22 protein-coding genes and 5 tRNA genes are annotated in these 26,016 nt (G+C 59.4%); 7 read left to right on the top strand and 20 right to left on the bottom strand.

Features of this window, described 5'->3' with window-relative positions:
• Positions 1–92: 92 nt before the first annotated feature.
• Positions 93–884 carry a cytochrome C assembly family protein gene (locus ACJ8OK_RS12260; RefSeq protein WP_004932506.1) on the top strand — a complete coding sequence of 264 codons (792 nt, stop codon included), beginning with the start codon at positions 93–95 and terminating at the stop codon, positions 882–884.
• Between the two features lie 42 nt (positions 885–926).
• Positions 927–2,216, top strand: coding sequence for an HlyC/CorC family transporter (locus ACJ8OK_RS12255; RefSeq protein WP_442530609.1), 1,290 nt, complete (start codon positions 927–929; stop codon positions 2,214–2,216).
• Between the two features lie 65 nt (positions 2,217–2,281).
• On the opposite strand, the gene luxS is transcribed toward ACJ8OK_RS12255, so the two are convergent.
• The 14 genes from luxS to pncC form a co-directional block, all read right to left on the bottom strand.
• Positions 2,282–2,797, bottom strand: coding sequence for an S-ribosylhomocysteine lyase (luxS, locus tag ACJ8OK_RS12250; protein WP_004932513.1), 516 nt, complete (start codon positions 2,795–2,797; stop codon positions 2,282–2,284).
• A 166-nt stretch (positions 2,798–2,963) separates the two neighbouring features.
• Positions 2,964–4,526, bottom strand: coding sequence for a glutamate--cysteine ligase (gshA, locus tag ACJ8OK_RS12245; RefSeq protein WP_015376703.1), 1,563 nt, complete (start codon positions 4,524–4,526; stop codon positions 2,964–2,966).
• A gap of 82 nt (positions 4,527–4,608) precedes the next feature.
• On the bottom strand, positions 4,609–5,037 hold the full coding sequence (locus ACJ8OK_RS12240) for a YqaA family protein (protein ID WP_025159656.1): 429 nt from the start codon (positions 5,035–5,037) through the stop codon (positions 4,609–4,611).
• Complete coding sequence (yqaB, locus tag ACJ8OK_RS12235) at positions 5,034–5,600, bottom strand: fructose-1-phosphate/6-phosphogluconate phosphatase (RefSeq protein ID WP_004932523.1); 567 nt, start codon at positions 5,598–5,600, stop codon at positions 5,034–5,036. The genes ACJ8OK_RS12240 and yqaB overlap by 4 nt, the downstream gene beginning before the upstream one ends.
• Positions 5,601–5,915: 315 nt before the next feature.
• Positions 5,916–5,992 (bottom strand) — tRNA-Arg (locus tag ACJ8OK_RS12230).
• 75 nt (positions 5,993–6,067) lie between these two features.
• Positions 6,068–6,144 (bottom strand) — tRNA-Arg (locus tag ACJ8OK_RS12225).
• A gap of 189 nt (positions 6,145–6,333) precedes the next feature.
• Positions 6,334–6,410, bottom strand: a tRNA-Arg gene (locus ACJ8OK_RS12220).
• A 61-nt stretch (positions 6,411–6,471) separates the two neighbouring features.
• Positions 6,472–6,548: transfer RNA gene (locus ACJ8OK_RS12215), tRNA-Arg, on the bottom strand.
• A gap of 3 nt (positions 6,549–6,551) precedes the next feature.
• A tRNA-Ser gene (locus ACJ8OK_RS12210) sits at positions 6,552–6,644 on the bottom strand.
• A 310-nt stretch (positions 6,645–6,954) separates the two neighbouring features.
• Positions 6,955–7,140, bottom strand: a complete 186-nt coding sequence (gene csrA, locus ACJ8OK_RS12205; RefSeq protein WP_004091602.1) for a carbon storage regulator CsrA — start codon at positions 7,138–7,140, stop codon at positions 6,955–6,957.
• Between the two features lie 252 nt (positions 7,141–7,392).
• A complete protein-coding gene (gene alaS / locus ACJ8OK_RS12200) occupies positions 7,393–10,020 on the bottom strand; it encodes an alanine--tRNA ligase (RefSeq protein WP_442530608.1) in 2,628 nt (875 codons plus the stop codon).
• A 133-nt stretch (positions 10,021–10,153) separates the two neighbouring features.
• The gene (recX, locus tag ACJ8OK_RS12195) at positions 10,154–10,657 is read right to left on the bottom strand and encodes a recombination regulator RecX (RefSeq protein WP_033631822.1); all 504 of its coding nucleotides are present in this window, start codon (positions 10,655–10,657) and stop codon (positions 10,154–10,156) included.
• A gap of 60 nt (positions 10,658–10,717) precedes the next feature.
• Entirely contained in the window at positions 10,718–11,782 is a 1,065-nt protein-coding gene (recA, locus tag ACJ8OK_RS12190) for a recombinase RecA (protein WP_004932541.1), read from the bottom strand.
• 111 nt (positions 11,783–11,893) lie between these two features.
• The gene (pncC, locus tag ACJ8OK_RS12185; RefSeq protein ID WP_004932543.1) at positions 11,894–12,382 is read right to left on the bottom strand and encodes a nicotinamide-nucleotide amidase; all 489 of its coding nucleotides are present in this window, start codon (positions 12,380–12,382) and stop codon (positions 11,894–11,896) included.
• Positions 12,383–12,622: 240 nt separating this feature from the next.
• On the opposite strand from pncC, the gene ACJ8OK_RS12180 reads away from it, so the two are divergent.
• Entirely contained in the window at positions 12,623–14,002 is a 1,380-nt protein-coding gene (locus ACJ8OK_RS12180; protein ID WP_021505306.1) for an MFS transporter, read from the top strand.
• Between the two features lie 9 nt (positions 14,003–14,011).
• Here ACJ8OK_RS12180 and chbG read toward each other — a convergent pair whose 3' ends face one another.
• The 6 genes from chbG to ACJ8OK_RS12150 all read right to left on the bottom strand — a co-directional run bounded on the left by chbG (position 14,012) and on the right by ACJ8OK_RS12150 (position 20,216).
• Positions 14,012–14,773, bottom strand: coding sequence for a chitin disaccharide deacetylase (gene chbG, locus ACJ8OK_RS12175; protein WP_442530607.1), 762 nt, complete (start codon positions 14,771–14,773; stop codon positions 14,012–14,014).
• A 147-nt stretch (positions 14,774–14,920) separates the two neighbouring features.
• The gene (gene chbR, locus ACJ8OK_RS12170) at positions 14,921–15,769 is read right to left on the bottom strand and encodes a transcriptional regulator ChbR (RefSeq protein ID WP_015376697.1); all 849 of its coding nucleotides are present in this window, start codon (positions 15,767–15,769) and stop codon (positions 14,921–14,923) included.
• A 15-nt stretch (positions 15,770–15,784) separates the two neighbouring features.
• Positions 15,785–17,170 (bottom strand): glycoside hydrolase family 1 protein, encoded by a 1,386-nt coding sequence (locus ACJ8OK_RS12165; RefSeq protein ID WP_033631819.1) that lies wholly within the window; start codon positions 17,168–17,170, stop codon positions 15,785–15,787.
• A 43-nt stretch (positions 17,171–17,213) separates the two neighbouring features.
• A complete protein-coding gene (gene chbC / locus ACJ8OK_RS12160; RefSeq protein WP_004932557.1) occupies positions 17,214–18,575 on the bottom strand; it encodes a PTS N,N'-diacetylchitobiose transporter subunit IIC in 1,362 nt (453 codons plus the stop codon).
• Between the two features lie 12 nt (positions 18,576–18,587).
• Complete coding sequence (locus ACJ8OK_RS12155) at positions 18,588–18,905, bottom strand: PTS sugar transporter subunit IIB (RefSeq protein ID WP_004932561.1); 318 nt, start codon at positions 18,903–18,905, stop codon at positions 18,588–18,590.
• Positions 18,906–19,322: 417 nt separating this feature from the next.
• Positions 19,323–20,216, bottom strand: coding sequence for a LysR family transcriptional regulator (locus ACJ8OK_RS12150; RefSeq protein WP_060558603.1), 894 nt, complete (start codon positions 20,214–20,216; stop codon positions 19,323–19,325).
• A gap of 106 nt (positions 20,217–20,322) precedes the next feature.
• Here ACJ8OK_RS12150 and ACJ8OK_RS12145 point away from each other — a divergent pair, with 106 nt between their 5' ends.
• The 4 genes from ACJ8OK_RS12145 to mutS all read left to right on the top strand — a co-directional run bounded on the left by ACJ8OK_RS12145 (position 20,323) and on the right by mutS (position 25,995).
• Entirely contained in the window at positions 20,323–21,123 is an 801-nt protein-coding gene (locus ACJ8OK_RS12145) for an SDR family NAD(P)-dependent oxidoreductase (RefSeq protein ID WP_317522971.1), read from the top strand.
• A 12-nt stretch (positions 21,124–21,135) separates the two neighbouring features.
• Positions 21,136–22,107: an aldo/keto reductase gene (locus ACJ8OK_RS12140; RefSeq protein ID WP_442530606.1), complete on the top strand. Its 972-nt coding sequence runs from the start codon at positions 21,136–21,138 to the stop codon at positions 22,105–22,107.
• Between the two features lie 28 nt (positions 22,108–22,135).
• Positions 22,136–23,128: a Vgb family protein gene (locus ACJ8OK_RS12135; RefSeq protein ID WP_311265702.1), complete on the top strand. Its 993-nt coding sequence runs from the start codon at positions 22,136–22,138 to the stop codon at positions 23,126–23,128.
• A gap of 311 nt (positions 23,129–23,439) precedes the next feature.
• Positions 23,440–25,995, top strand: a complete 2,556-nt coding sequence (gene mutS / locus ACJ8OK_RS12130; RefSeq protein WP_048326278.1) for a DNA mismatch repair protein MutS — start codon at positions 23,440–23,442, stop codon at positions 25,993–25,995.
• Positions 25,996–26,016: the final 21 nt, after the last annotated feature.

Here is a 26,016-nt window from a genome sequence, read left to right as displayed (position 1 = left end):
CTCTGCCTCAGCGTTGGAGATAGGTTGGAGTGAAACGCGCGCAACGCTATACTGACACTCCAATTAACCACGCCGAAGCAAAATTAAACGTTATGCCAGTTTTCTCCATTGTGGCTTTGATGGCCTACCTGCTCAGCCTTGGACTGATCATTCCCAGCTTGTTGCGGAAGAACAGCGCATACCGTCGGCTCGCCCTCGTCTCGGCGGTGGTGGCGTTGATTTGCCACGCCATCGCGCTGCAGCAGCGCATCTTTGACGTCAGCGCCGGGCAGAATCTCAGCCTGCTGAACATTGGTTCTATCGTCAGCCTGATCATCTGTTCGGTGATGACCTTCGTCGCTTCACGCGATCGCGGCTGGTTCCTGCTGCCGATCGTCTACAGCTTCGCGATGATCAATCTGGCCTTCGCCAGCTTCATGCCCGGCGAGTTCATCACTCACCTGGAAGCCAGCCCGGAATTGATGGTGCATATCGGCCTGGCGCTGTTCTCTTACGCCACCCTTATCATCGCCGCGCTCTACGCCTTACAGCTCGCCTGGCTCGACTACCTGTTGAAAAACAAAAAGCTGACCTTCAGCGCCGACATGCCGCCGCTGATGAGCATTGAGCGCAAGATGTTCCATATCACCCAGATCGGCGTGGTGCTGCTGACGCTCACCCTGTGCACCGGCCTGCTGTACATGGATAATCTGTTCAGCAAAGAGAACGTACATAAAGCCGTGTTGTCGATCATGGCCTGGTTCGTGTATATCGTGCTGTTGTGGGGCCATTACCATGAAGGCTGGCGCGGCCGCCGCGTCGTCTGGTTCAGCTTCGCCGGCGCCTTCCTGCTGACGCTCGCCTACTTCGGCAGCCGTCTGATTCAACAGGTGATGGTGCGCTGAGCCAGCCCGGTTCAACTTTCCCTCTCTATAAGGAATACTGCATTGGAGCATGTGTCGACGGGGACCCTCATCATTATCCTGGTGATCATGATCGTGGTCTCCGCTTACTTCTCCGCCTCCGAAACCGGCATGATGACGCTCAACCGTTATCGCCTGCGCCACCTGTCCAAGCAGGGTAACCGTTCGGCGCGCCGGGTGGAGAAGCTGCTGCAAAAACCGGATCGGCTGATCGGCCTGGTGCTGATCGGCAACAACCTGGTCAACATCCTCGCCTCGGCACTGGCGACCATCGTCGGCATGCGGCTGTATGGCGATCTCGGCGTGGCGATTGCGACCGGCGTGCTGACCTTCGCCGTGCTGCTGTTCGCCGAAGTGCTGCCGAAGACCTTCGCCGCGCTCTATCCGGAACGCATCGCCTTCCCCAGCAGCTTCCTGCTGGCGCCGTTGCAAAAGGTGATGTTCCCACTGGTCTGGCTGCTCAACGGCATCACCAGCCTGACCTTGCGCCTGTTCGGTATCCGCACCAACGTGCGCATCAGCGACGCCGTCAGCAAGGATGAGCTGCGCACCATCGTGCGTGAATCCCAGTCGCAGATCTCCCGCCGCAATCAGGACATGCTGATCTCGGTGCTGGACCTGGAAAAGGTGACGGTCAACGACATCATGGTGCCGCGCACCGAGATCGTCGGCATCGACGTCAACGACGACTGGAAGTCGATCATGCGCCAGCTGACCCACTCGCCGCACGGCCGCATCGTGCTGTATCGCAGCTCGCTGGACGACGCGATCAGCATGCTGCGCGTGCGCGAAGCCTACCGTCTGATGACCGAGAAAAAAGAGTTTAACAAAGAGAACCTGCTGCGCGCCGCCGATGAGATCTACTTCGTACCGGAAGGCACGCCGCTCAACGTGCAGCTGGTGAAATTCCAGCGCAACAAAGAGAAGGTCGGCATCGTGGTCGACGAGTACGGCGACATTCAGGGCCTGGTTACGGTGGAAGACATCCTCGAGGAGATCGTCGGCGACTTCACCACCTCGATGTCGCCGACGCTGGCGGAAGAAGTCACGCCGCAGAGCGACGGCTCGGTCTTGATCGACGGCACCGCCAACGTGCGGGAGCTGAACAAGGCCTTTAACTGGACTTTACCCGCCAACGAGGCTCGCACCGTCAACGGCATGCTGCTGGAAGAACTGGAAGAGATCCCCGAAATCGGCACCCGGGTGCGTATCGGCCATTACGATATCGACATTCTTGACGTGCAGGGCAATATGATCAAACAGGTGCGGGTCACGCCGATCACCTCGCTGCAGTCCAGCATCGGCCATCACTAACCCTCCGCCAGAACGTAAAAAAGACGCGAAATCGCGTCTTTTTTGTCTCTGCGGGAAACGTACGGTTAGATATGCAGCTCCTGCAGCTTCTCTTTCGGCAGCGCCAGTTCGTCGTTGTGGTTCACCACCACGCCGTTATCCAGAATGTGCTTGGCGATCTCCTGCGCTTCTTCCAGCGAGTGCATGTGGTAGGTACCACACTGGTACTCGTTCAGCTCAGGGATCTTGCGCTGGTCGGTCACTTTCAGCACGTCTGCCATCGCCGCTTTCCAGGCATCGGCAACGCGCTGCTCTTCCGGCACGCCGATCAGGCTCATGTAGAAACCGGTGCGACAGCCCATTGGGGAGATGTCGATAATCTCCACGCCCTGGCCGTTCAGGTGGTCGCGCATAAAGCCGGCGAACAGGTGTTCCAGCGTGTGAATGCCGCGTTCGGGCATCACTTCCAGGTTCGGGCGGCAAAAGCGCAGATCAAATACCGTGATGGTATCGCCATGAGGCGTTTTCATGGTTTTCGCAACGCGGACAGCCGGGGCTGCCATACGGGTATGATCGACGGTAAAGCTATCCAGCAATGGCATTTCGCTACCTCCTCGTAAAAGAGCATTTATTTCGAAACTTTTTTTCCTAACCGGGAAACCTTTTCCAACCCTGCGAGTCTGAGTATGTGAAAGACGCGCATTTGTTATCATCATCCCTGTCATCAGAGATGCATATTTGGCCACATTGATGTGGCCTTTTTCTTTTTCAGCTTCCGCCGTTTTGCTTCAGGAACGCTTCAAAGCTTAGCGTATCATTGGCTTCTATGTCGCGTTGACGCTGCCAAGAGGCTTCCCGCTCTTTATCCAGCTCGGCTTCGTTCAGGATTTCCAACGGTTCTTCCAGCAATGTCTGGCGATACTGCTCCGCCAGCTGCAGACCGACGCGTCCGGTGCCTTCCGCCTTCATCGCCTTCAGAATGCGCGCGGAGAAGGTCAGCTCAGGATCGTCAAACGCGGCGACCAGCTCATCGCACACCTGCTGGTATTGACGGTTGCCGGCTTCGCCGTCCAACACTTCCGCGACCCGACGCAGATCGGCGAACAGCGCCTTGCCCACTTTTTCCAACGGTTCATGGCTGGCGCCACAGCCGATGCCGATGGTCTGGCCCGGCTTGCGCCCTTCCAGAATCACCCGGTTCCAGTTCTTGCGCGTGCACAGCAGTTCATCGCTGCTCATCTCCGGCGCATCGGCCAGCGCGCACCACACCAGGAACAGATCCAGGAAACGCGCCTGCACCGCATCCACGCCGATCGGCGAGAACGGGTTGATATCCAGCGAACGCACTTCGATGTATTCGATACCGCCGCGCAGCAGCGCGTCTGACGGCGTCTCGCCGCTTTTGGTCACGCGCTTCGGCCGGATCGGCGCATACAGCTCGTTCTCGATTTGCAGCACGTTGCTGTTCAACTGCAGGTAGCGATCACCCTCTTTCACGCCCAGCTTGGCGAACTCTTCGGAAGGCGTAACGATCGCCCGCTTCAAACCGGCCACATAGCTGTGCAGATCGTTGAAGGTGATGCCCAGATTACTCTGCGACTTGTTGGTATAACCCAGGTCGCTCAGACGCAGCGAGGTGGCGTACGGCAGGTAGCACATCCCCTGCTCGGTGCGTTCGAACGGCAGAGTGGTCTCGCGCCCTTTGAGGAACGAAGAACAAATGGCCGGCGATGCGCCGAACAGATACGGGATCACCCAACCGAAACGGTAGTAGTTGCGGATCAGGCGGAAATACCCCGCCGAGATCTGCTCTTTACCGCTTTCTGCGTCCTGCACGCCGGCCCAGGCCTGCCAAAACTCCAGCGGCAGCGAGAAGTTGTAGTGCACGCCGGAAATGGTCTGCATCAACGCGCCATAGCGATTCTTCAACCCTTCGCGGTACAGCGTCTTCATGCGGCCGATGTTCGAAGAACCGAACTGCGCCAGCTCAATATCCTGCTCGGCTTCGATAAAGCACGGCATGCTGAGCGGCCACATGCGCTCATCGCCAATATTGCGCGCAACGTAGCGATGAATATCGCGCAGGAACGTCAGCAGGTGATCGATATTGTCATCAACCGGCGTAATGAACTCTAACAGCGCCTCGGCGAAATCCGTGGTGATCCAGTGATGCGTCAATGCCGCCCCCAGCTTTTCCGGATGCCCGGTAGTCGCCAAGGTGCCGTTCGGCGTGACTCGCAGCGTTTCACGCTCGATGCCGCGACGAATGCCTTTTAATGCCTGAGGATGGGCTTCCAACCAAGAAAGCGCCTGTGATACGTCCGGGATCAAATTGACCTCCCGCTTCTAAAAACAATAACTCGTAAGCATACTGAATCCGCACCCGAGAGAATATTGAGTTATATTCACTTGGTTACTGCCACCAGGCGATGCCCTGTACCGTTATCATAGTCAAAACGATGTAACGCAGCGCCTTTCCGATACACAGAAACAGCGCGACAGAGCCCCAGGGCATGCGCAGCCAACCTGCCAACACGCACAACAAATCGCCCACCACCGGCACCCAACTGAGCAACAGCGCAGCCGGGCCGAAGCGTTGCAGCCACCCGAGCGCCGTTGCCAGCCCCCGCTGTGGTTTCAACGCCGGTAACAGGCGCCCGATAATGACATTGGTCAAGCCGCCCAGCGTGTTGCCCAGGGTCGCAGCCAGCACCAGCAACTCCGGCGAGACGCGACTCTGGGTCAGCAAAGCGACCAGAACGATTTCTGAATTTCCCGGCAGCAGCGTCGCACTGAGGAAGCTGCTGCCAAATAACGATATTACGGCTAGCGTACTACTCACAGCGTGCGAACGTCTACCACGTCCATACCGGCGCTTTTTGCCGCCTGAATGCCGAACTCGGCGTCTTCAAACACCACGCACTTTTCCGGCGGCACGCCGATAAGTTCGGCGCAACGCAGGAAGGTGTCCGGCTCCGGTTTATGGCGCTGTACGTCGTCCGCACCGACGATCGCGTCGAAGCAGTTGAACAGGCCGAGATGACGCAGCAGCATTTCCGCCATGCGGTGCTCGCTGCCGGTACCGACCGCCATCGGACGGCGACCGTGATAGGATTTTACCACCTCGATCAGCGGCAACGGGCGCACGCTGTCCAACAGCATCGCCTCCACCGCGCGGGTTTTCTCCGCCGCCAGATGATGGGGATCGAGATCGGCCTGGTGGCTGGCGATAATCGCCTGAGCGATGCGCCAGGTCGGTGAACCGCTCAGCGCCACCATCGCCGCTTCATCAAACGTCATGCCATAACGCGACAGCACTTCACTCCACGCTTTGCGGTGCGTTGGCTCGGTGTCCAGAATCGTGCCGTCCATGTCGAAAATAAGACCCTGATAGCGGTCGTACATCGTTACTCCATGATCGTTGAGGAAAGAAAACTACTTTAGCGTAAAGCCGTTGGGTTGTCGCTGACTGCGTCATAGCGGAATGTGCTGTGATCGATCGGGTACAAAGCAGGAAAGGGGTGAAGAGAGAATGGCTAAATGCTGAAAAGCGAAAAACCCGCCAGGGCGGGTTTCTCTTAGATGGTACATCCGGGAGGATGATTCGGCGCCAACGCCTCACCCTGCGGGCCGTTGCTAAAGCAACGTTATCCTCCCCAAGGACACTTTCTTTTTACCACCCGCATGACGATTTCTCTTCGCGATACGGGAGGTTAAGCATGGTGCATCCGGGAGGATTCGAACCTCCGACCGCTCGGTTCGTAGCCGAGTACTCTATCCAGCTGAGCTACGGATGCATGACTGTTTTTGCCGCTTGTCTGTTTCACGAATAACAGAAAAGCAAAAACCCGCTAAGGCGGGCTTCTCTTAGATGGTGCATCCGGGAGGATTCGAACCTCCGACCGCTCGGTTCGTAGCCGAGTACTCTATCCAGCTGAGCTACGGATGCATTACTATTTTTACCGCGCGCCGGCTTTGCTAATAAAGCCAGGCTTTAAGAATGGTGTATCCGGGAGGATGATTCGGCGCTTGCGCCTTACCCTGCGGGCCGTTGCTGAAGCAACGTTATCCTCCCTGGGAACACTTTTTTCCTCTCACCCGCATGAAAATTTTTCTTCGCGACGAATGAGATTAAGAATGGTGCATCCGGGAGGATTCGAACCTCCGACCGCTCGGTTCGTAGCCGAGTACTCTATCCAGCTGAGCTACGGATGCACAGGAATTCTTTTTTGATACCGTATGGTACGTTGTTACTACCCCACCATACTGCAAAATATGGTGCATCCGGGAGGATTCGAACCTCCGACCGCTCGGTTCGTAGCCGAGTACTCTATCCAGCTGAGCTACGGATGCAAATGGCGGTGAGGCGGGGATTCGAACCCCGGATGCAGCTTTTGACCGCATACTCCCTTAGCAGGGGAGCGCCTTCAGCCTCTCGGCCACCTCACCATACGCTTCTTTCGAATTGTGCCTGACTTGCTTTGGAGAAGCTCATCGGCACTGCGTGGCGCACATATTACTTTCTCCGACTTTTAAGTCAAACAATTTTTCCCAACTCATGCGCGTTTGCACAATTCGCACCCAACATGGGCGATTTCACGGCAAAAAGGGCGTTTTATCAACAGGCAACCGCAACGTCTGCAGCAATAAAGCAGGAAACTCACCGGGAAAATAATCACGAAAAAGAGAGGGGAGAACGAAAGAAGTGGGTAAAACGATGCAGTAGCGTCTCGTCTGGCAACGAGACGCTGCTTCGGAATCAGTAAGTCGTCTGCTGAGACTTCTCTGCCTGAATGCGCTGATAGATTTCTTCACGGTGAACTGAAACCTCTTTGGGGGCGTTCACACCAATACGCACCTGGTTGCCTTTTACCCCTAGCACAGTGACCGTAACCTCATCGCCAATCATGAGGGTTTCACCAACTCGACGAGTCAGAATTAACATTCTTTGCTCCTTGAAAGATTAAAAGAGTCGGGTCTCTCAGTTTCCCCGTCATTATCCATCATATATGGTGAAAACGTAAGCCGCGCAATCCACAATAAGTGTAAGCAGACTTGGTCCCACCTCAGATAATGGTAAGTTTAGCCGACCAGAAAAACTTTGTTCCCGCAATTGTAACTAAATTGTGTTAGCACAGTATGAAAACGCCATAATCAACAAAGTATTATGGCGTTTGTCCGTGCTATTTATTTATGTTCACAGCTTTGAGGCCACCCAGGCTTCTACGCTGTTTAACGCCGCTGGCAGAGCGTTGATATCCGTCCCCCCCGCCATCGCCATATCCGGGCGACCACCGCCCTTGCCGCCGACCTGCTGCGCCACGTTGCCGATCAACTCGCCGGCTTTCACGCGGTCAGTCAGATCCTTGGTCACGCCCGCGACCAGGCTGACTTTGTCATCAGCCGTCGTCGCCAACACGATAATGGCCGAACCCAATTGATTTTTCAGGTCATCCACCATGGTGCGCAGCATTTTGGCTTCGACATTGTCCAACTGGCTGACCAACAGCTTCACGCCGTTAACCACTTTCGCCTGGCTGGACAGCGACGCGCTTTCCTGCGCCGCCTGCTGATCTTTCAGTTGCTGCAGTTCTTTTTCCAGCACGCGCGTGCGATCGAGCACCGAGCGCACTTTATCGGTCAGGTTGTTACTGTCGCCCTTCACCAACTGCGCAACGTCTTGCAACAAATCGCTTTGCTGGTGCAGCGTGGCGATAGCGCCTGCGCCGGTCACCGCTTCAATACGGCGGATGCCCGCCGCGGTGCCCGACTCGCTCAGAATGCGGAACAGGCCGATATCGCCGGTGCGGCTGGCGTGGGTGCCGCCGCACAGCTCGGTGGAGAAGTCGCCCATGGTCAGCACGCGCACGTTGTCGTCGTACTTCTCACCGAACAGCGCCATTGCGCCCTTCTCTTTGGCGTCTTCCAACGCCATCAGCTCGGTCTGCACCGGCAGGTTACGACGCACCTGCTGGTTCACCAGATCTTCCACCCCGCGGATTTGTTCCGGCTTCATCGCTTCGAAGTGCGAGAAGTCGAAACGCAGGTATTTGTCGTTAACCAGCGAGCCTTTCTGCGCAACGTGATCGCCCAGCGTTTGGCGCAGCGCGGCGTGCAGCAGGTGAGTCGCGGAGTGGTTCAGGCGGATGCTGTTGCGGCGCTCGGCGTCGATCTGCGCATCCACGCGATCGTTCAGCTTCAGCGAGCCCTGCGCCAGTTTGCCTTGGTGGCCGATAGCCTGACCGTATTTCTGGGTGTCATTGACCACAAACTCGGCGCCGGCGGCTTTCAGCACGCCTTTATCGCCGACCTGCCCGCCGGATTCACCGTAGAACGGCGTCTCGTCCAGCACCACCACCGCCTCTTCGCCGGCGTTGATCTGCTCGACCGGCTGGCCGTCACGGAACAGCGCGATCACCGTCGCCTGCTGCTCGTCGTGATCGTAGCCGCTGAACTGGCTGCTGCCATCCACGCGGATCAGGCTGTTGTAGTCGGCGCCGAAGCCGCTGGACTCACGCGCGCGGCGGCGCTGGGCTTCCATCGCCTCTTCAAAGCCCGCTTCGTCGACTTTCAGACCGCGCTCGCGGCAGACGTCAGCGGTCAGATCGACCGGGAAACCGTAGGTATCGTACAGACGGAAAGCGGTTTCGCCGTCCAGGGTATCGCCCTGCAGCTTGGCCAGCTCTTCGTCCAACAGCGCTAGCCCACGCTCCAGCGTGCGGGCAAACTGCTCCTCTTCGGTTTTCAGCACCTGCTCCACCAGCGATTGCTGGCGTTTCAGCTCGTCGGCCGCCGGGCCCATCACTTCGATCAGTGGCGCTACCAGCTTGTAGAAGAAGGTATCTTTCGCGCCCAGCATGTTGCCATGACGGATCGCGCGGCGAATGATACGGCGCAGCACGTAGCCGCGGTTTTCGTTAGACGGGATCACGCCGTCAGACACCAGGAAGGCGCAGGAACGGATGTGGTCGGCGATAACGCGCAGGGATTTGTTATCCAGATCGGTCGCGCCGGTCACTTTCGCTACGGCGGCGATCAGGGTGCGGAACAGGTCGATCTCATAGTTGGAGTTCACATGCTGCAACACCGCCGCGATGCGTTCCAGACCCATACCGGTATCCACCGAAGGTTTCGGCAGCGGCAGCATGGTGCCGTCGGACTGACGGTTGAACTGCATGAAAACGATGTTCCAGATCTCGATGTAGCGGTCACCGTCTTCTTCCGGGCTGCCCGGAGGGCCGCCCCAGATGTGATCGCCGTGATCGTAGAAAATCTCGGTGCACGGGCCGCATGGGCCGGTATCGCCCATCTGCCAGAAGTTATCGGAAGCGAAAGGCGCGCCCTTGTTGTCGCCGATGCGGATAATGCGCTCGGCCGGTACGCCGATTTGCTTCTGCCAAATGTCGAACGCTTCATCATCGGTTTCATACACGGTGACCCACAGTCTCTCTTTCGGCAGGTTGAACCAGTTTTCACCGGTCAGCAGTTCCCACGCGTAGCTGATCGCGTCGTGCTTGAAGTAATCGCCGAAGCTGAAGTTACCCAGCATTTCAAAGAAGGTGTGGTGACGAGCGGTATAACCGACGTTTTCCAGGTCGTTATGCTTGCCGCCTGCGCGCACGCAGCGCTGCGAGGTGGTGGCGCGGGAATAGGCGCGTTTGTCGAGCCCCAGGAAAACATCCTTAAATTGGTTCATGCCGGCATTGGTAAACAGCAATGTCGGATCATTGTTAGGCACCAGGGAGCTGCTTGCTACAACCTGATGGCCCTTACTATGAAAGAAATCGAGAAACGCTTGACGGATCTCAGCGGTGCTCTTGCTCATAATTTTCCTGGAAAGGCTAGAATAACGACACGTGAGCCGGTGGCGCGTCATCCCGACGATGACAACCAGCTCACGAACAAAAAGTGGGGATAAGATAAATTTTCTTCAGAGGGAAGTAAAACCCCGTGTGCGCTCATTGCGCAAAATCACGGTAAATTGACTGAATTTCTTCCTGGAAGAAGCCGCGATAGAGCAGATAACGCTGCACTTTGGCTTTCTCTTTCCAGTCGGTTGGCAACGCATCGCCAAATTTTCGCTGCGCCACCTGTTTCGCCTGTTCGCACCAGTCGATATCGCATTCCGCCAACGCGTCCTGTACCAGCGCTTTATCCACGCCCTTTTGCATCAATTCGCTGCGGATGCGCTGCGCGCCATAACCCTTGCGGCTGCGGCTACCGATGTAGCTGTGTGCGAAACGCTGATCGTCCAGCCAGTTGTGCTGGTAACAGTAGGCGATAACCTGATCGATTAGCGCAGGATCCACCGGCTCTTCGGCCACCGTCGGCGCATGCGGCCCCTTACCGCCAAACCGGGCTTTCGCCACAAACGGCTGCGCCGCAAGTTTGCGGCGCAGTTCAGCTTCACTATGATCGCGTTGCGACAGCAGGCGCATGGCGCGGCTTAGCAAGTCATTCATCATTCAAGCCTGAATTCAGAGGATATGCGCCACATAAACGGCGGCGCACATCTTCAGCGATTAGAACTGCTCGCTGGTTTCCGCTTCATCGTCTTCGAAGTCGTCACCGGAAGCGGCTACCAGTTCACCGCCGCTGTGCAGCAGCAGGTCGCGCAGTTTCTTATCCAGCTCGGCGGCGATAGCCGGGTTTTCTTTCAGGAAGTTACAGGCGTTCGCCTTGCCCTGACCAATCTTCTCGCCGTTATAGCTGTACCAGGCGCCGGCTTTTTCGATCATCTTGTGCTTCACGCCCAGATCGACCAGTTCGCCGCGGCTGTTGATGCCTTCGCCGTACATGATTTGGAACTCAGCCTGTTTGAACGGCGCAGCGATTTTGTTCTTCACCACTTTCACGCGGGTTTCGCTGCCCACCACTTCGTCGCCCTCTTTGATGGCGCCGATACGACGGATATCCAAACGCACCGAAGCATAGAACTTCAGGGCGTTACCGCCGGTCGTGGTTTCCGGGTTGCCGAACATCACACCAATTTTCATACGGATCTGGTTGATGAAGATCAGCAGGGTATTGGCGTTTTTCAGGTTGCCGGCCAGCTTACGCATCGCCTGGCTCATCATGCGCGCCGCCAGGCCCATGTGCGAATCGCCGATTTCACCTTCGATTTCCGCCTTCGGCGTCAGCGCCGCCACGGAGTCGACGATGATGACATCAACCGCGCCGGAGCGGGTCAGCGCATCACAGATTTCCAGCGCCTGCTCGCCGGTATCCGGCTGCGAGCACAGCAGGTTGTCGATATCGACGCCCAGCTTTTTCGCATAGATAGGATCCAGCGCGTGCTCGGCGTCGATGAACGCACAGGTTTTGCCTTCGCGCTGCGCAGCGGCGATCACCTGCAGCGTCAAAGTGGTTTTACCGGACGATTCCGGGCCGTAGATTTCTACGATGCGGCCCATCGGCAGGCCGCCGGCGCCCAGGGCGATATCGAGTGACAGTGAGCCGGTGGAGATCGTTTCCACGTCCATGGAGCGGTCTTCACCCAGACGCATGATGGAGCCTTTGCCGAACTGTTTCTCAATCTGGCCCAGTGCCGCAGCTAACGCCTTTTGCTTGTTCTCATCAATAGCCATTTTTGCTCCTTCGTTTCGCAATGCCGGTGTTACCCCACACTGCCACTGAATGTATGTTGTGCAGGAAATGTCACTAATTATACTGTATGGTCATACAGTATCAAGCCTAATTTACAAAAATTCGTCGATGGCGGTTTGCAGCGCGAAAATCGTCGCCTGCAGCCGCACCGCATCGCGGTCGCCCTCGAATTGCATCTTGCGCGAAAGCCCCCGGCCATCGCTGCTGGCAAAGCCGAACCACACGGTGCCGACCGGCTTTTCCACGCTGCCGCCGTCCGGGCCGGCGATGCCGCTCACCGACAGCGCCAGATCGGCCTGCGCCGCCCGCAGCGCCCCTATCGCCATCTCGCGCACCACCTCTTCGCTGACCGCGCCGTGCGCCGCCAACGTCGCTTCGCTCACCCCCAACAGATCATGTTTCGCCGCATTACTGTAGGTGACGAAACCGCGATCGAAATAGGCGGAGCTGCCGGCGATATCGGTAATGGCCTTGGCTATGCCGCCGCCGGTGCAGGATTCCGCGCAGGTGATCCAGCGGCCCTGAGCCTTCAGTTTTTCCCCCGCCAGCACGCTGAGCCGGCGCAGTTGGTTTTCACTCATAACCCCTCCCTCGCGAATTCAGGTATATGCGCCCGATAGTAGCATTTATCAAGGCGACACGGCGGCCGGCGCGCAGAAATGCGCAGCGCCTCGCAGGAGGTGCGGTTTTAAGCGCCCGGCCAAGCTGCTAGTATCAAAAGAAGCGCCCCATTGAGCGGCGGCGCACCAGCACAAGGAACATCACGGAGGCGGCACGCTGCGGCGGCCTCAGGGCGCACCAGAAGAGATTAGGATGATAGCGTGAAAAAAACGTTGGGCGTATTCTTGCCGTTGTACACCACCACCCTGCTGCTGCTGTTGGGCTCAGGCCTGCTCACCACCTATGTCTCGCTGCGGCTGGCCTCCATCCACGTCAGCAGCGCGCTGATCGGCGCCATCATCGCCGCCAACTACATCGGGTTGGTGATCGGCGGCAAGGTCGGCCACTTTCTCATCGCCCGCGTCGGGCATATCCGCGCCTACGTGGCCTGCGCCGGCATCATCACCGCTGCAGTGCTGGGGCACGGTCTGACGGCATTCATTCCCGCCTGGGTCGCACTGCGTCTGGTGATCGGGCTGTGCATGATGTGCCAGTATATGGTGCTGGAAAGCTGGCTGAACGACCAGGCGGAATCCAACCAGCGCGGCATGGTGTTCGGCTTCTATATGGCGGCGACCTATCTCGGCATGTCGCTGGGCCAGATAGTGCTGATGCTGCAAAGCAACCTGGGCATCACCACGCTGCTGGTGATCGCGTTGTGCTTCGCGCTTTGTCTGGTGCCCATCGCTCTCACCACCCGCACCAATGCGCGCCACATGTCGCCGGCCCCGATGGAGCTGCGTTACTTTGTCGGCGCCATTCCCAAGGTGCTGGCTACCACGCTGGTGATCGGCATGGTGGTGGGCTCGTTTTACGGCCTGGCGCCGGTCTACGCCAGCCTGCAATCCTTAACCACTCAGCAAACCGGCCTGTTCATGGCGCTGGCCATCTTCGCCGGGCTGGTGGCGCAGTTCCCGCTCAGTTGGCTGTCGGATCGCTATAATCGCCCGTTGCTGATGCGCCTCAACGCCATTTTTCTGATCGTGGCGGCGCTGCCGCTGGCGCTGCTGCCGCACATCGATTTCCCGCTGCTGCTAGCGGTCGGGTTCGTCGTCAGCATGTTGCAATTTACGCTCTACCCGCTGGCGGTGGCGCTGGCCAACGATCTGATCGAGCCGGAACGCCGCGTCTCGCTGGCCGCCTGTCTGCTGATGGCGTTCGGCGTCGGCGCCAGCATCGGGCCATTGGCGGTCGGTGCGCTGATCGAGCCGCTGGGCGGCAATATCCTGTACGCCTTTTTCGCCCTGTGCGGCGTGCTGCTGGCGGCTCTCAGCCGCACGGCGAAAGCGGAGGAACCGCAGTTGGCGCAGGACGCGCCGGTGCCGCACATTCCGCTGCCGGACAGCCTCACCAGCTCGCCGCTGTCGCCGGCGCTTAATCCGACCTTCGATGAACAGATCATTCACGACACCATGCCGCCGCCGGAAGCGGCGCCCGAGGTCGACGAGCCGCAGCCCGAAGCACAAGAGGCGGAACCCTTGCCTCAGGGCGCCGATCCGGAAGAAGACACCGGCCTGAAAAAGGCGCACGCCATGCTGTAAACGGCGGCGTTACAGATCCTGGAAGGAGCCCAACAGAAAACCGCGTTCGGCGATCGCCGCTTTCAGCGTCGGCGCGGTCAACACATCCAGCTCGACGAGGCGCGGATGGCAGTATTGGCTCTGCAGGATCGTCGCGTCGAGGAGCGCCGGGTGGCACATCATTTCCAATGATTCTGCGCCCTGCTCGTCGGCGCGCGCCAACCTTTGCAGGAACAACGTTTCGGAAATCGTCTCACCGTAGAATCCCGCGTCGAAAACGTCAGTGCTATAGGGGGCATGCAGCGTGATGCCACGCCGTTTCGCCTCTTCGCGATCGAGACGCAGCGGCAGACCCTGCGCTTGCGCGAACGCCTCCACCAGCGGATAAATTTGCGGCTGCATATGCACATGGTGGTGGCTGTCGATATGCGTCGGCGGCCGGCCGAACAGCGTCACGAAGCGCGTGAACTGGCGCTGCAGCTCCTCGTGAATTTCGTCCAGCTGCAGCTCGCCGGCCTCGGCGCGGCGCCACAGCCATTTACCCAGTTCGCCATGTTCGTTGACCAGCGAAGGCATGGCGCCCAGCGGCTTGCCATGGGTCAAAACGAAATGCAGCCCAATCGGCAACCCCGGATATTGCCGGCTGAGCGCCGCCGCGTGCTGCGCGCCGCCGCCGTTCACCATCGCCGTGGTGGAGGAAACGACGCCATGCTGATACGCCTCGATGACGCCATAGTTCTGCCCTTTGCTCAGGCCGAAATCATCGGCATTCACGATCAGTAGTTTTTCCATAGAGGCTCCCGCGGGATGGATTTTTGGCAAGGGAAGGCCGACCGCTCGGCGCGGCATTCCCCCTCGTTAAGGTAAAATCAAATGATTAACCGACTGGCGCCCTGAAGCTCATCGGCATATCGGCGTTGATACTGATCGGGAGCGGCCCTAAAGAGGGCCGTAACACTTTTTTCGGTAGTTGCCTGGGGTCACGTCGGTGAGCCGCTTGAAGTTTTTAATGAACAAGCTGACGTCGCCATAGCCGGAATCGAAAGCGATGTCAGAGACCGAATAGTTGGTGACCTCCAGCTGCGTCTTGGCGAAGTTGATGCGGATCTCATTGATCACCTGCATCGGCGTCTTCTGGTAGTAGCGCCGCATCGCCCGGGTCAGGTACTCCTGGGTTTTCCCCGACAGCGCCACCATGTTCGCCAACGCCTTTTCACCGAACATCGCCTTGTCATGCATGCCGGCCAGGGTGTTCTTCAGCCACTGCGGGATATCATCGCCGCCGTCGTTTTCTTCTTTATGGTGACGAATGCGGCTGATCACATAGAAGGTCAGCGTTTCGAGAAACTCGGCGAAGTCATCCTCGCGAAACTGCGGCGAACTCACCACCGATTCGATATAGGCCAAAAACTCGCTTCTCAGGCTGTAGGCCTGCGAGGCGACAAAGCAACGCGGCAGCTGCTGCAAATAGTGCTCTTCAAAGAACGCTTTGCTAACCGCCACGTTGAAAATTTTCGTCGCGCCGAACTCGTAAAAGCTCTGGTGGTAGGAACCGATAGGGATAAAGACGAAATCCCCGCGTTCCAGCAGCACCCGCTTGCCGTTGATCTCCTGATAGCATTTGCCGCTCAGCACAATAGTGAACTCGTAGTAGTCGTGCTGATGCAGCCCGGTGGCACTTTCCACCTTGTTGTAGATGAACAGGTGAAAGTCTTTGCAGTTAAAGAAATCCTGCTCGCGAATCAGCTTCACGTCGTTGGCACTCAGCGAAATTCGGTTATCGGACACGGCGCCGGCCTCCCGTTAGTCAAATCCGTTGCGTCTGGCCGCCTCGGCAAACCAGTAACCGCTTTTTTTGATGGTGCGCCGCTGATCCGCCCGATCCAGCCGCACCAGCCCATAACGATTCTTGTAGGCATTCAGCCAGGACCAGCAGTCGATAAAGGTCCACAGATGATAGCCCTTGCACTGCGAGCCTTCGGCCAGCGCGCGGTGCAGCCACTTCAGGTGCTCGCGAATAAAGTCGATGCGGTAATCGTCCTCCACCCGCCCATCGGCGCCGATAAACGCTTCTTCGCCCTCGACGCCCATGCCGTTTTCCGAAATATAACAGGGCAGATTGCCGTAGTTCTCTTTCAGATCCATCAGGATGTCGTACAGCCCCTTTTCGTAGATCTCCCAGCCGCGGTGCGGATTGATTTTGCGACCCGGCATTGCATAGTAACTGAACAAATCCTCCGGCGATGCGATCGGCCCCTCGGCGCGCCGTCCCGCTTTCGCCTGCACCCTGCGCGGCTGGTAATAGTTGACGCCAAGGATATCCACCACGCCGCCTTCGATCAGCTGAGCGTCCTGCGGTTCGCAGTAGGGCATCAGCCCATGCCGCTCCAGCAGGTGCAGCAATGCGGCCGGGTAACGCCCTTTGGCGACAGGATCGAGGAAACTGCGGTTGAGCAGCAGATCGGCGTCGTGTGCCGCCTGCAGATCCTCCGGCGCGTCGGAGCGCGGATAGGTCGGGCTCAGATTCAGAATGATGCCGATGCTCCCCTGCAGCCTCCGCGCTCTGAAACGCTGCACCGCCATGGCGTGCGCCAGTACGCTGTGATACGCCACGGTGACCGCCCGTTTGAAGTCCACTACGCAAGGGTAGTGCAGGTCATTCAGGTAACCGGCTTCCACCGGCACGATCGGCTCGTTGAAGGTGAACCAGTGGGTGACCCGATCGCCAAATAGGCCGAAACAGGTATCGGCGTAACGCGCATAGGCTTCGACCACCGCCCGGCTTTCCCAACCGCCGCGCTGTTGCATGCACAGCGGCATATCGAAGTGATAGAGATTGATAAACGGGGTGATGCCCTGCGCCAGCAGCTCGTCGATCATCGCGTTATAGAACGCCGCCGCCTGCGGGTTCACTTCACCGTCGCCGTCCGGGATCAGCCGCGACCACGAGATCGACGTTCTAAAGGTATTGTGGCCCAGCGTTTTGAGCAGCCCGATATCGGTGCGGAAATGGTCGTAAAAGGTCGAGGCTTCGGTCGGACCCACCCGCTCGTGAAAGCGCTCGGGCGCGATCTCGTACCAATAGTCGAAGATGTTGCGGCTCTTGCCGTCCCGCGCGGCCGCCCCTTCAGACTGCGGCGCGGAGGTGGCGCTGCCCCACCAGAACCCGTCGGCAAATTGATATTCCATACTCGCGTCCCTCGCGGGGCGGCCACGCCGCCCCGTTCCACAGTTAGAATTTCAGCGCCTTGGCGATGTCTTCTTCGCTTTCCGTCGCCGCGTCGATCTGGCTCTGCGCCTTGTTGGAGATCGCCACGAACGGCAGATAGATCACGGTGGCGACCGCCAGGTTGAACAGGCTCAGCAACATGGCCATGATGCTGCCATTGGTGTTGAAGAACGCCCCCAGGCCGACCGGCATGGTCCAGGGAGCGATGTTGGTGATCGGCGGGATCAGCCCGGAGTAGTAGGCCAGGGAGGTGATAATGGTCAGCACCGGCTGCACCAGGATGAACGGAATGAACATCACCGGGTTCATGATCACCGGCAGGCCGAACAGTATCGGTTCGTTGATCTGGAAGATGCCGGATGGCGTCGCCAGTTTGGCGACCTGGCGATAATCTTCGCGGCGCGAGGCGATGAAGATGGCGATGATCAAGCCCAGCGTCGAGCCGGTGCCGCCGAGGTAGATGTAGGAGTCGACGAACGGTTTCGCCCACATGTGGAACTCTTTTCCGGCGGCCACCGCCGCTTCGACCGAACCGTATTTGTTGTACAGCTCCACGTTTTCCAGCGCGAACGGCGTCATGATGCCGCTGTCCAGGGCCGCCAGCGCCATGGAGCCGTGCACCCCAAAGAACCACAGCAGCGAGGAGAACAGCACGTACACCCAGCCCACCACGCTGCCCATCTTGGCCAGCGGCGCCGAAATGCCGTCCATGATGATCTGGTGGAAGTTGGTGCCCCAGTGCGCCAGCGCGAACGCCACCAGCCCCATGATGGAGAGGATGATGAAACCGGGGATCAGCGCCGAGAAGGAACGCGACACCGAAGCCGGCACGCTGTCCGGCAAGCTAATCACCCAGTTGCGCCGCACGATGAAGGCAAACATCTCGGCCACCACCAGCCCAATCACCATACCGGAAATGATGTTGGCGCCGCCCAACCAGTTGGCTCCCACCGCATAGGCCTCGCCGACATTGAACGGTGTGACGGTCATAAAGGCCGCCACCGCCAGCAGCGCCGAAGCGAGCGGATCGACCTTTCGCTCTTCCGCCAACGCCATGCTGATAAAGAACGGCGTCATCAGGGACATGATCCCCAGCGTGCCGTTGTAAACGCTGCCGCCGATGCTCTTCAGACTATTCAGCGTCTCGATGGTAGAGGCATCCAACCTTACGCCCAGCGAATAGAAGAACGATCCTTCGCCGAAGCTCAGGAACACGTTGTTGATCAACACGAACATCGCCCCGGTCAAGGTCAGCGGCATCAGGCGGATAAAGCCATTCTTGATGGCGTTGACGTGGGGCTGCTTACCGATTTTTACGGCGAAAGGCAGGATAACCTTCTCGAGCGAGGCAATGAGGGTATTCACGGCGGCCTCCTTTTATTGATTGGCTTTCTTGATGGCGGCCACCGCGGCCTTCAGTACGCCCAGCCCATCGACCTTGCCGTACAGCAGCGGATCGATGACTTCCACAGGTTTGTTGGGCAGCTGTTTTTGCACTTCCGGCAAGGTGTAGGCGATCTGCGGCCCCAGCAGGATCAGATCCGCCTCAACGCCTTTCTCCGCAGCCAGCGCTTCCGGATAGGCGGCGATGATCACCGGCACTTCATATTTCTCGGCCTGCGCCTTCATTTTTGATACCAACAGGGAAGTGGACATACCGGCAGAACAAAACAGATAGATTTTTTTCTTTTCCATACCAAGCACCTCAGATAATCAAAAAAACCCGGTGTTATTTGTATGCCAGATGCAATCACGATTGCTTCACGCACATTCCTTATGAAAATTTCCGTCACGTTGCCCTGGTTACGGACAGTATACGGAGCATGAAAAACGGATCGGTAAGCCAGGAGTAGACATAACCGTCTCTCATTGACCTGACGGATTGACCCCCTTCACATTTCGCACAAAAAAATAGTGTGACCGGGCTCTCAAATAACCGATAAAAACTCGGAATATTCGCAATAAATATTCAAATAACAATTATAAACAGCAAGTTACAAACTCACCGAGAATTTAAGAGTTTATTTGCGCCTGAACAAACGAAAAGGGAATAAAAATAGTTCAAGCTTGATTCACCTACGGCCATCCGAACGCGATAGCCGGTGAAGAGGATTAGGTGGGCAGACGCAGCAACTCGATCACCGTGCTCAGCGCCACGGAATGATTCCTGCGGTTAGGGTAATAGAGATAAAAACCGGTAAACGGCGCGCACCAGTCGGTCAACACCCGCCGCAGCCGCCCGCTCGCCAGGTGTTCTTCTACCTCTTGTTCGATGGCGAAAGCGATGCCGACGTGCGCCAGCGCCGCCTGCACCATCATCCTGCCGTCATCGAGTATCAACGGGCTGTTAACCGCCACGGAAAACCGCTGCTCACCCTGCTGAAATGCCCATTTGTAGCGCTCGCCCGAAGAGGCCTTGCGCCAACCGATGCAGCGGTGCTGCAGCAAATCCTGCGGATGCAGCGGTTCGCCGTGCCGTTGAAAATAGTCCGGCGTGGCGACGATGGCGAAACGCAGATCCGGCGTCAGACGCACCGCGCGCATATCGTTGTGCAGATCCTCGCCGAGCCTAATACCGGCGTCAAAGCCCTGTTCGACAATGTTGGCAAACCCCTCGTCCGCCACCACTTCCAGCGTAATGCCGGGGTACTCGCAGGCCAACCGCTCCAGATGCGGCACGATGGCAAGATCGATGGCCGAACGCGGCGCGTTGATGCGCACCAGGCCGCGCGGCCCTTCGCGAAACACATTCAGGCTCTCCAGCGCGGCGTCGATGTCGGTAAAAGCGGGCACCAGCTGTGCCAGCAGATGCTCACCGGCCTCCGTCGGCGAGACGTTGCGGGTGGTGCGGTTTAGCAGGCGAATGCCCACCTGCGCTTCCAATTCGCGCAGGGTGTGGGTCAGCGTCGGCGGCGTCACGCCCAATCGGGCGGCGGCGCGGCGGAAGCTGCGTTCACTGGCGATAGCCACGAAGGCCGCCAGCCCAGACAGTTCAGGTTTTTTCATGCTATTGATATAAATTATCTAATAGTGAGATGAATTTTTAGCGGATAGTTATCCGTCACCTAACAACATAGCATTGCGATCGACCCCATTACCAGGTATCGATACGATGATTAATGCTACAGCTCCAACTCATGAAACGCCGCGCCGTCTGGCGGGCAAAGTCGTACTGGTGAGCGGCGGCGGCACCGGCATCGGCCGCGCCGCCGCGCTGGCCTATGCCCGCGAAGGCGCCAACGTCGCGCTGGCCGGCCGACGCGCGGCGGAAATCGAAGCCACGGCGCGCGACATCGCGCTGGCTGGCGGCGACGCCCTGCCCATCGTGGCCGACGTCTCCCAAGAAAACGATATCCGCCAACTGATCGCCACGGTGACCGCCCATTACGGCCGGCTCGACGTCGCCTTCAACAACGCCGGCATCATCGGCAACTTCGCCCCCATCGCCGAACAGAGCAGCGAGGATTTTGACCGGGTGATCGCCATTAACCTCAGGGGCGTCTGGCTGGCGATGAAATATGAGATTGAAACCTTCCTGGCTCAGCGCTCGGGCGGCGTGATCATCAACACCTCCTCCTGGCTGACCCACGGCGCGCTGGCCGGCTCATCCAGCTACTCCGCCAGCAAGGGCGCGCTCGATGCGATGATCCGCGCGGTGGCGCTCGAATACAGCGGCCAGGGCATCCGCGTCAACAACATCAACCCCGGCATCATCGACACGCCGATGGCACGCGGCAGCGTGGCTGACAGCGCGGCCTTCGCGCCCTTTATCGCCCATACGCCCGCCGGCCGCCTGGGTGAATCGGAAGACATCGGCGATGTGGCGCTGTGGCTGGCGACGGACGAAGCTCGCTTCATCACCGGCCAAAGCCTGCTGGTGGACGGCGGTTACACCATCGCCGGCATGCGTTGAGGAGACGAGGCCATGAACTACGTTCGGCTTGGCGACAGCGGCCTGAAGGTGTCCCGCCTCTGCCTGGGTTGCATGACCTACGGCGATCCGGCCTGGCGGCCCTGGGTGCTGAAGGAAGATGAAGCGCGCCCCTTTATCCGCGAGGCGCTGGAGGCGGGTATCAATTTTTTCGATACCGCCAACATTTACTCCGGCGGAGAAAGCGAGCGCATTCTCGGCCGCGCGCTGAGGGCGTTCGCCCGCCGTGAAGACGTGGTGATCGCCACCAAGGCCTACTTTCCAATAGACGCGCAGCCGAACAGCCGGGGGCTATCACGCAAGCACCTGCTGCACAGCGTCGACGCCTCCTTGCAGCGGCTGGGAACGGATTACCTCGATCTGTTCGTGCTGCACCGCTTCGACACCGAAACGCCGATCGAAGAAACCGCCGACACCCTCGATGGCCTGGTGCGGGCGGGCAAGATCCGCTATCTCGGCGCCTCCTCGCTGCACGCCTGGCGCCTGATGAAAATGCTGGCCTTTCAACGTCAGCACCGCCTGGCGCCGTTTATTTCGCTGCAAAGCCAATACAACCTGGTGACGCGTGAAGATGAAGAGGAACTGATCCCGCTGTGCCTGGAGGAGGGTCTTGGTCTAACGCCCTGGTCGCCGCTGGCCCGCGGCGTGCTGGCCGGCTCCGGCAGCGGCGGCACGCTGCGCGCCGCCACCGACGAACAGGCGCCCCGTTGGTACGGCGGCAGAAACGAGGTAGAACGCACCGTCGCGGCGGTCGCGGAGGTGGCGGCCGCGCGCGGCGTTCCACCAGCGCAGATCGCGCTGGCCTGGCTGTTGGCCAAACCCGGCGTGGTGTCGCCGCTGGTGGGCATGTCCAAGCCGCATCATCTGCAGGATGCGCTGGCAGCGCTCGACCTCAGGCTATCACCGGAAGACGTGGCCGCGCTGGAGGCGCCAATGGCGCACGCTGTCCGCCCTGAGCGCTGGTAGCCCCTTTTCCCCATTCCCGGAGAGAAACATGTCATACGCTGTTACCGTGCGAGCGGTGTTGCTCGCCCTCGCTGCCGCATTCCCCCTTAGCGTTCCGGTGCAGGCTGCCGTCAGCGCAGACTGCACAGAAAGCAGCATGACGCTACCGCCTGGCGCACTTTACCCCAATGGCATCGCCCGTGCGACGGACGGTACGCTGTATGTCGGCTTTGTCACCAGCGGCAACGTGCTGCGCAAGCGGCCGGGTCAAGCGTGGGAAACCTTTTTCCCCGGCGCTGACACGGTGTTCGCCTCAAACGCGCTGCGGCTGGACGAACGGCGCGGGTTGCTGTGGGGCAATTCGCCGGACTTTCTCTCCGGCGGCAAAACGCGCGCCAACCGCATTTACGCGCTGAACGTCGCGGATGGCACGCTCGACCGCAGCCTGGCGTTGCCGACGGGAGAAATGGGTAACGATATCGTACTCGGCGCAGACGGTACGGTGTATGTGACGGAAACCCGCGGCGGCGGCATCCTGCGCCTGCGGCCGGGCGAGACGGCATTCCGTACGCTGTTTCAGGATCCGCAGTTAGCGGCCCCCAGCGGGCTGGGCGCCGCCGGGATCGTGCTGCTCGACGACCGGCTGATGGCTGTCGCCAATTTCGGCACCGGTAAGCTCTACACCCTCAGTTATAACGCTCCAAAGCCGCAGCTGACGGAAATGCGGCTGCCGCGCCTCATCGAAAACCCGGACGGAATGGGATTGGCGCCGGACGGCGCGCTGATCGTGCTGGAAAACGGGATCCAAAGCGGCCAGGGGCGGATCCTGCGGATCCCCTCACCCAAGGCGGCAGGCATGCACCAGCTTGAGGTCTTGCGCGAAGGCATGGAATCGCCGGTCAACCTGACTATTACCCCGCAAGGCTGCGCCTTCGTCAGCGAATCGCGCATCCGCCACCGCCTGCTGCCCGGCCATGAAACCGAAGTGCCCGACAGTTTCCTCCTCTATCAACTGCCCTTGCCTCTCACCGCCGCGCAATAACCTCTCCACCACTACTGCAGGCGGCGACACTTGCGTTGTTGCCCGCAGGCGAACGACAATCTCGCTTCGTTGCAAACCGGCCTTGCGCAGCACTTCCCATTTTTACCTGTGACAGCCGATTGCCCGCTGGGCTAGTATAAGCGTCTGTGCAAACCTCGGGTTTGAGCGCGCCGTTTGGCGTATTGATAATTTGATTTGCGCCGCCCGCCAAGCGCTGAATGGGGCGACGCCTGCTGAAACAATGTGATAGCGAATGACGACAATGAAAATCACAGTGACCTTTACATTCAATGGATTGGAAAAATAATCGCATGAATAGCACCGATAAACTCGATTCGCACACGCCAATGATGCAGCAGTACCTGCGCCTCAAGGCCCAGCATCCTGAAATCCTGCTGTTCTACCGCATGGGCGACTTCTACGAGCTATTTTACGACGACGCCAAGCGCGCTTCCCAACTGCTGGATATCTCGCTGACCAAACGCGGCGCCTCGGCGGGCGAACCGATCCCGATGGCCGGCGTGCCGCACCACGCGGTGGAGAACTACCTGGCCAAGCTGGTGCAGCTCGGCGAGTCCGTCGCCATCTGCGAGCAGATCGGCGATCCGGCCACCAGCAAAGGGCCGGTCGAACGCAAAGTGGTGCGTATCGTCACCCCCGGCACCATCACCGACGAAGCGCTGCTGCAAGAGCGTCAGGACAACCTGCTGGCGGCGATCTGGCAGGACGCGCGCGGCTTCGGCTACGCCACGCTGGACGTCAGCTCCGGCCGCTTCCGCGTCGCCGAGCCGCAGGATCTGGAAACCATGGCGGCCGAGCTGCAGCGCACCAATCCGGCCGAGCTGCTGTATCCGGAAACCTTCGAACACATGGCGCTGATCGAACAGCGCCACGGCCTGCGCCGCCGTCCGCTGTGGGAATTCGAGCTTGAGACCGCGCGTCAGCAGCTCAACCTGCAGTTCGGCACCCGCGACTTGAACGGCTTCGGCGTCGAGCAGGCGCACCAGGCGCTGCGCGCCGCCGGCTGTCTGCTGCAGTACGTCAAAGATACCCAACGCACTTCGCTGCCGCACATTCGCGGCATCACCATGGAACGCCAACAGGACGGCATCATCATGGATGCCGCCACCCGCCGCAACCTGGAGCTGACGCAGAGCCTGTCCGGCGGCAGCGACAACACGCTGGCGGCGATCCTCGACCGTACGGTCACGCCGATGGGCAGCCGCATGCTGAAACGCTGGCTGCACATGCCGACCCGCGACATCAAGGTGCTGACCGCCCGCCAGCAGGCGATCGGCGCATTGCAGGAACTGTTCGCGGATCTGCAGCCTTCGCTGCGTCAGGTAGGCGATCAGGAACGTATTTTGGCGCGTTTGGCGCTGCGCACCGCCCGGCCGCGCGATCTGGCGCGCATGCGCCATGCTTTCCAGCAACTGCCGGACATCCGCGCGCTGCTGCAGGATGTGAAAACGCCGCACGTGCAGCAGCTGCTGTCGCAGGTGGGCCAGTTTGACGAACTGCGCGAGCTGCTGGAACGTGCGGTCATTGAATCACCGCCGGTGCTGGTGCGCGACGGCGGCGTGATCGCCCCCGGCTACAACAGCGAACTGGACGAGTGGCGCGCGTTGGCCGACGGCGCCAGCGACTACCTCGATCGGCTGGAGATCCGCGAGCGTGAAAAGCTGGGTCTGGATACGCTGAAGGTCGGCTTCAACGGCGTACACGGCTATTACATTCAGGTCAGCCGCGGTCAAAGCCACCTGGTGCCGATCCACTATGTACGCCGTCAGACGCTGAAAAACGCCGAGCGCTATATCATCCCGGAACTGAAAGAGTACGAAGACAAAGTGCTCACCTCCAAGGGTAAGGCGCTGGCGATCGAGAAAAGCCTGTACGACGAGCTGTTCGATCTGCTGCTGCCGCACCTGGCGGAGCTGCAACAAAGCGCCGCCGCGCTGGCCGAGCTGGACGTGCTGGCCAACCTGGCCGAGCGCGCCGATACCCTGAACTACGCTTGCCCGACCATGAGCGAGCAGCCGGGGATCCGCATTACCGAAGGCCGCCATCCGGTGGTGGAGCAGGTGCTGAGCGAGCCGTTTATCTCCAACCCGCTCACCCTGTCGCCGCAGCGCCGCATGCTGATCATAACCGGTCCGAATATGGGCGGTAAAAGCACCTATATGCGGCAAACGGCGCTGATCGTGCTGATGGCGCACATCGGCAGCTACGTGCCGGCCACCAAGGCCACCATCGGCCCGGTGGATCGCATCTTCACCCGCGTCGGCGCGGCGGACGATCTGGCTTCCGGCCGCTCCACCTTCATGGTGGAGATGACCGAAACCGCCAACATTCTGCACAACGCCACCGAGCACAGCCTGGTGTTGATGGATGAAATCGGCCGCGGCACCTCCACCTACGACGGCCTGTCGCTGGCCTGGGCCTGCGCCGAGAACCTGGCCAACCGCATCAAGGCGATGACGCTGTTCGCCACCCACTACTTCGAGCTGACGACCCTGCCGGAGAAGATGGAAGGCGTGGTCAACGTGCATCTGGATGCGCTTGAACACGGCGACACCATCGCCTTCATGCACAGCGTGCAGGACGGTGCCGCCAGCAAAAGCTATGGCCTGGCGGTCGCCGCGCTGGCCGGCGTGCCGCGCGACGTCATCAAACGCGCCCGTCAGAAACTGCGCGAGCTGGAATCCATCTCCAGCCACACCGCATCGGGCAGCGTCGATGCCACCCAGATGACGCTGCTGCAGGAAGAGACCTCGCCGGCGGTAGAAGCCCTGGAGGCGCTTGATCCGGATTCCCTGTCGCCGCGACAGGCGCTGGAATGGATCTACCGGCTGAAAAATATGGTGTAATCTGGCGCCAAACGCGGGCAT

The sequence above is a fragment of the Serratia sp. CY71090 genome (assembly GCF_052166845.1).
Classification (GTDB): Bacteria; Pseudomonadota; Gammaproteobacteria; order Enterobacterales; family Enterobacteriaceae; genus Serratia; species Serratia nematodiphila.
The sequence above is the reverse complement of the archived record's forward strand: the minus strand, read 5'-3'. Positions and strand labels throughout refer to the sequence as shown.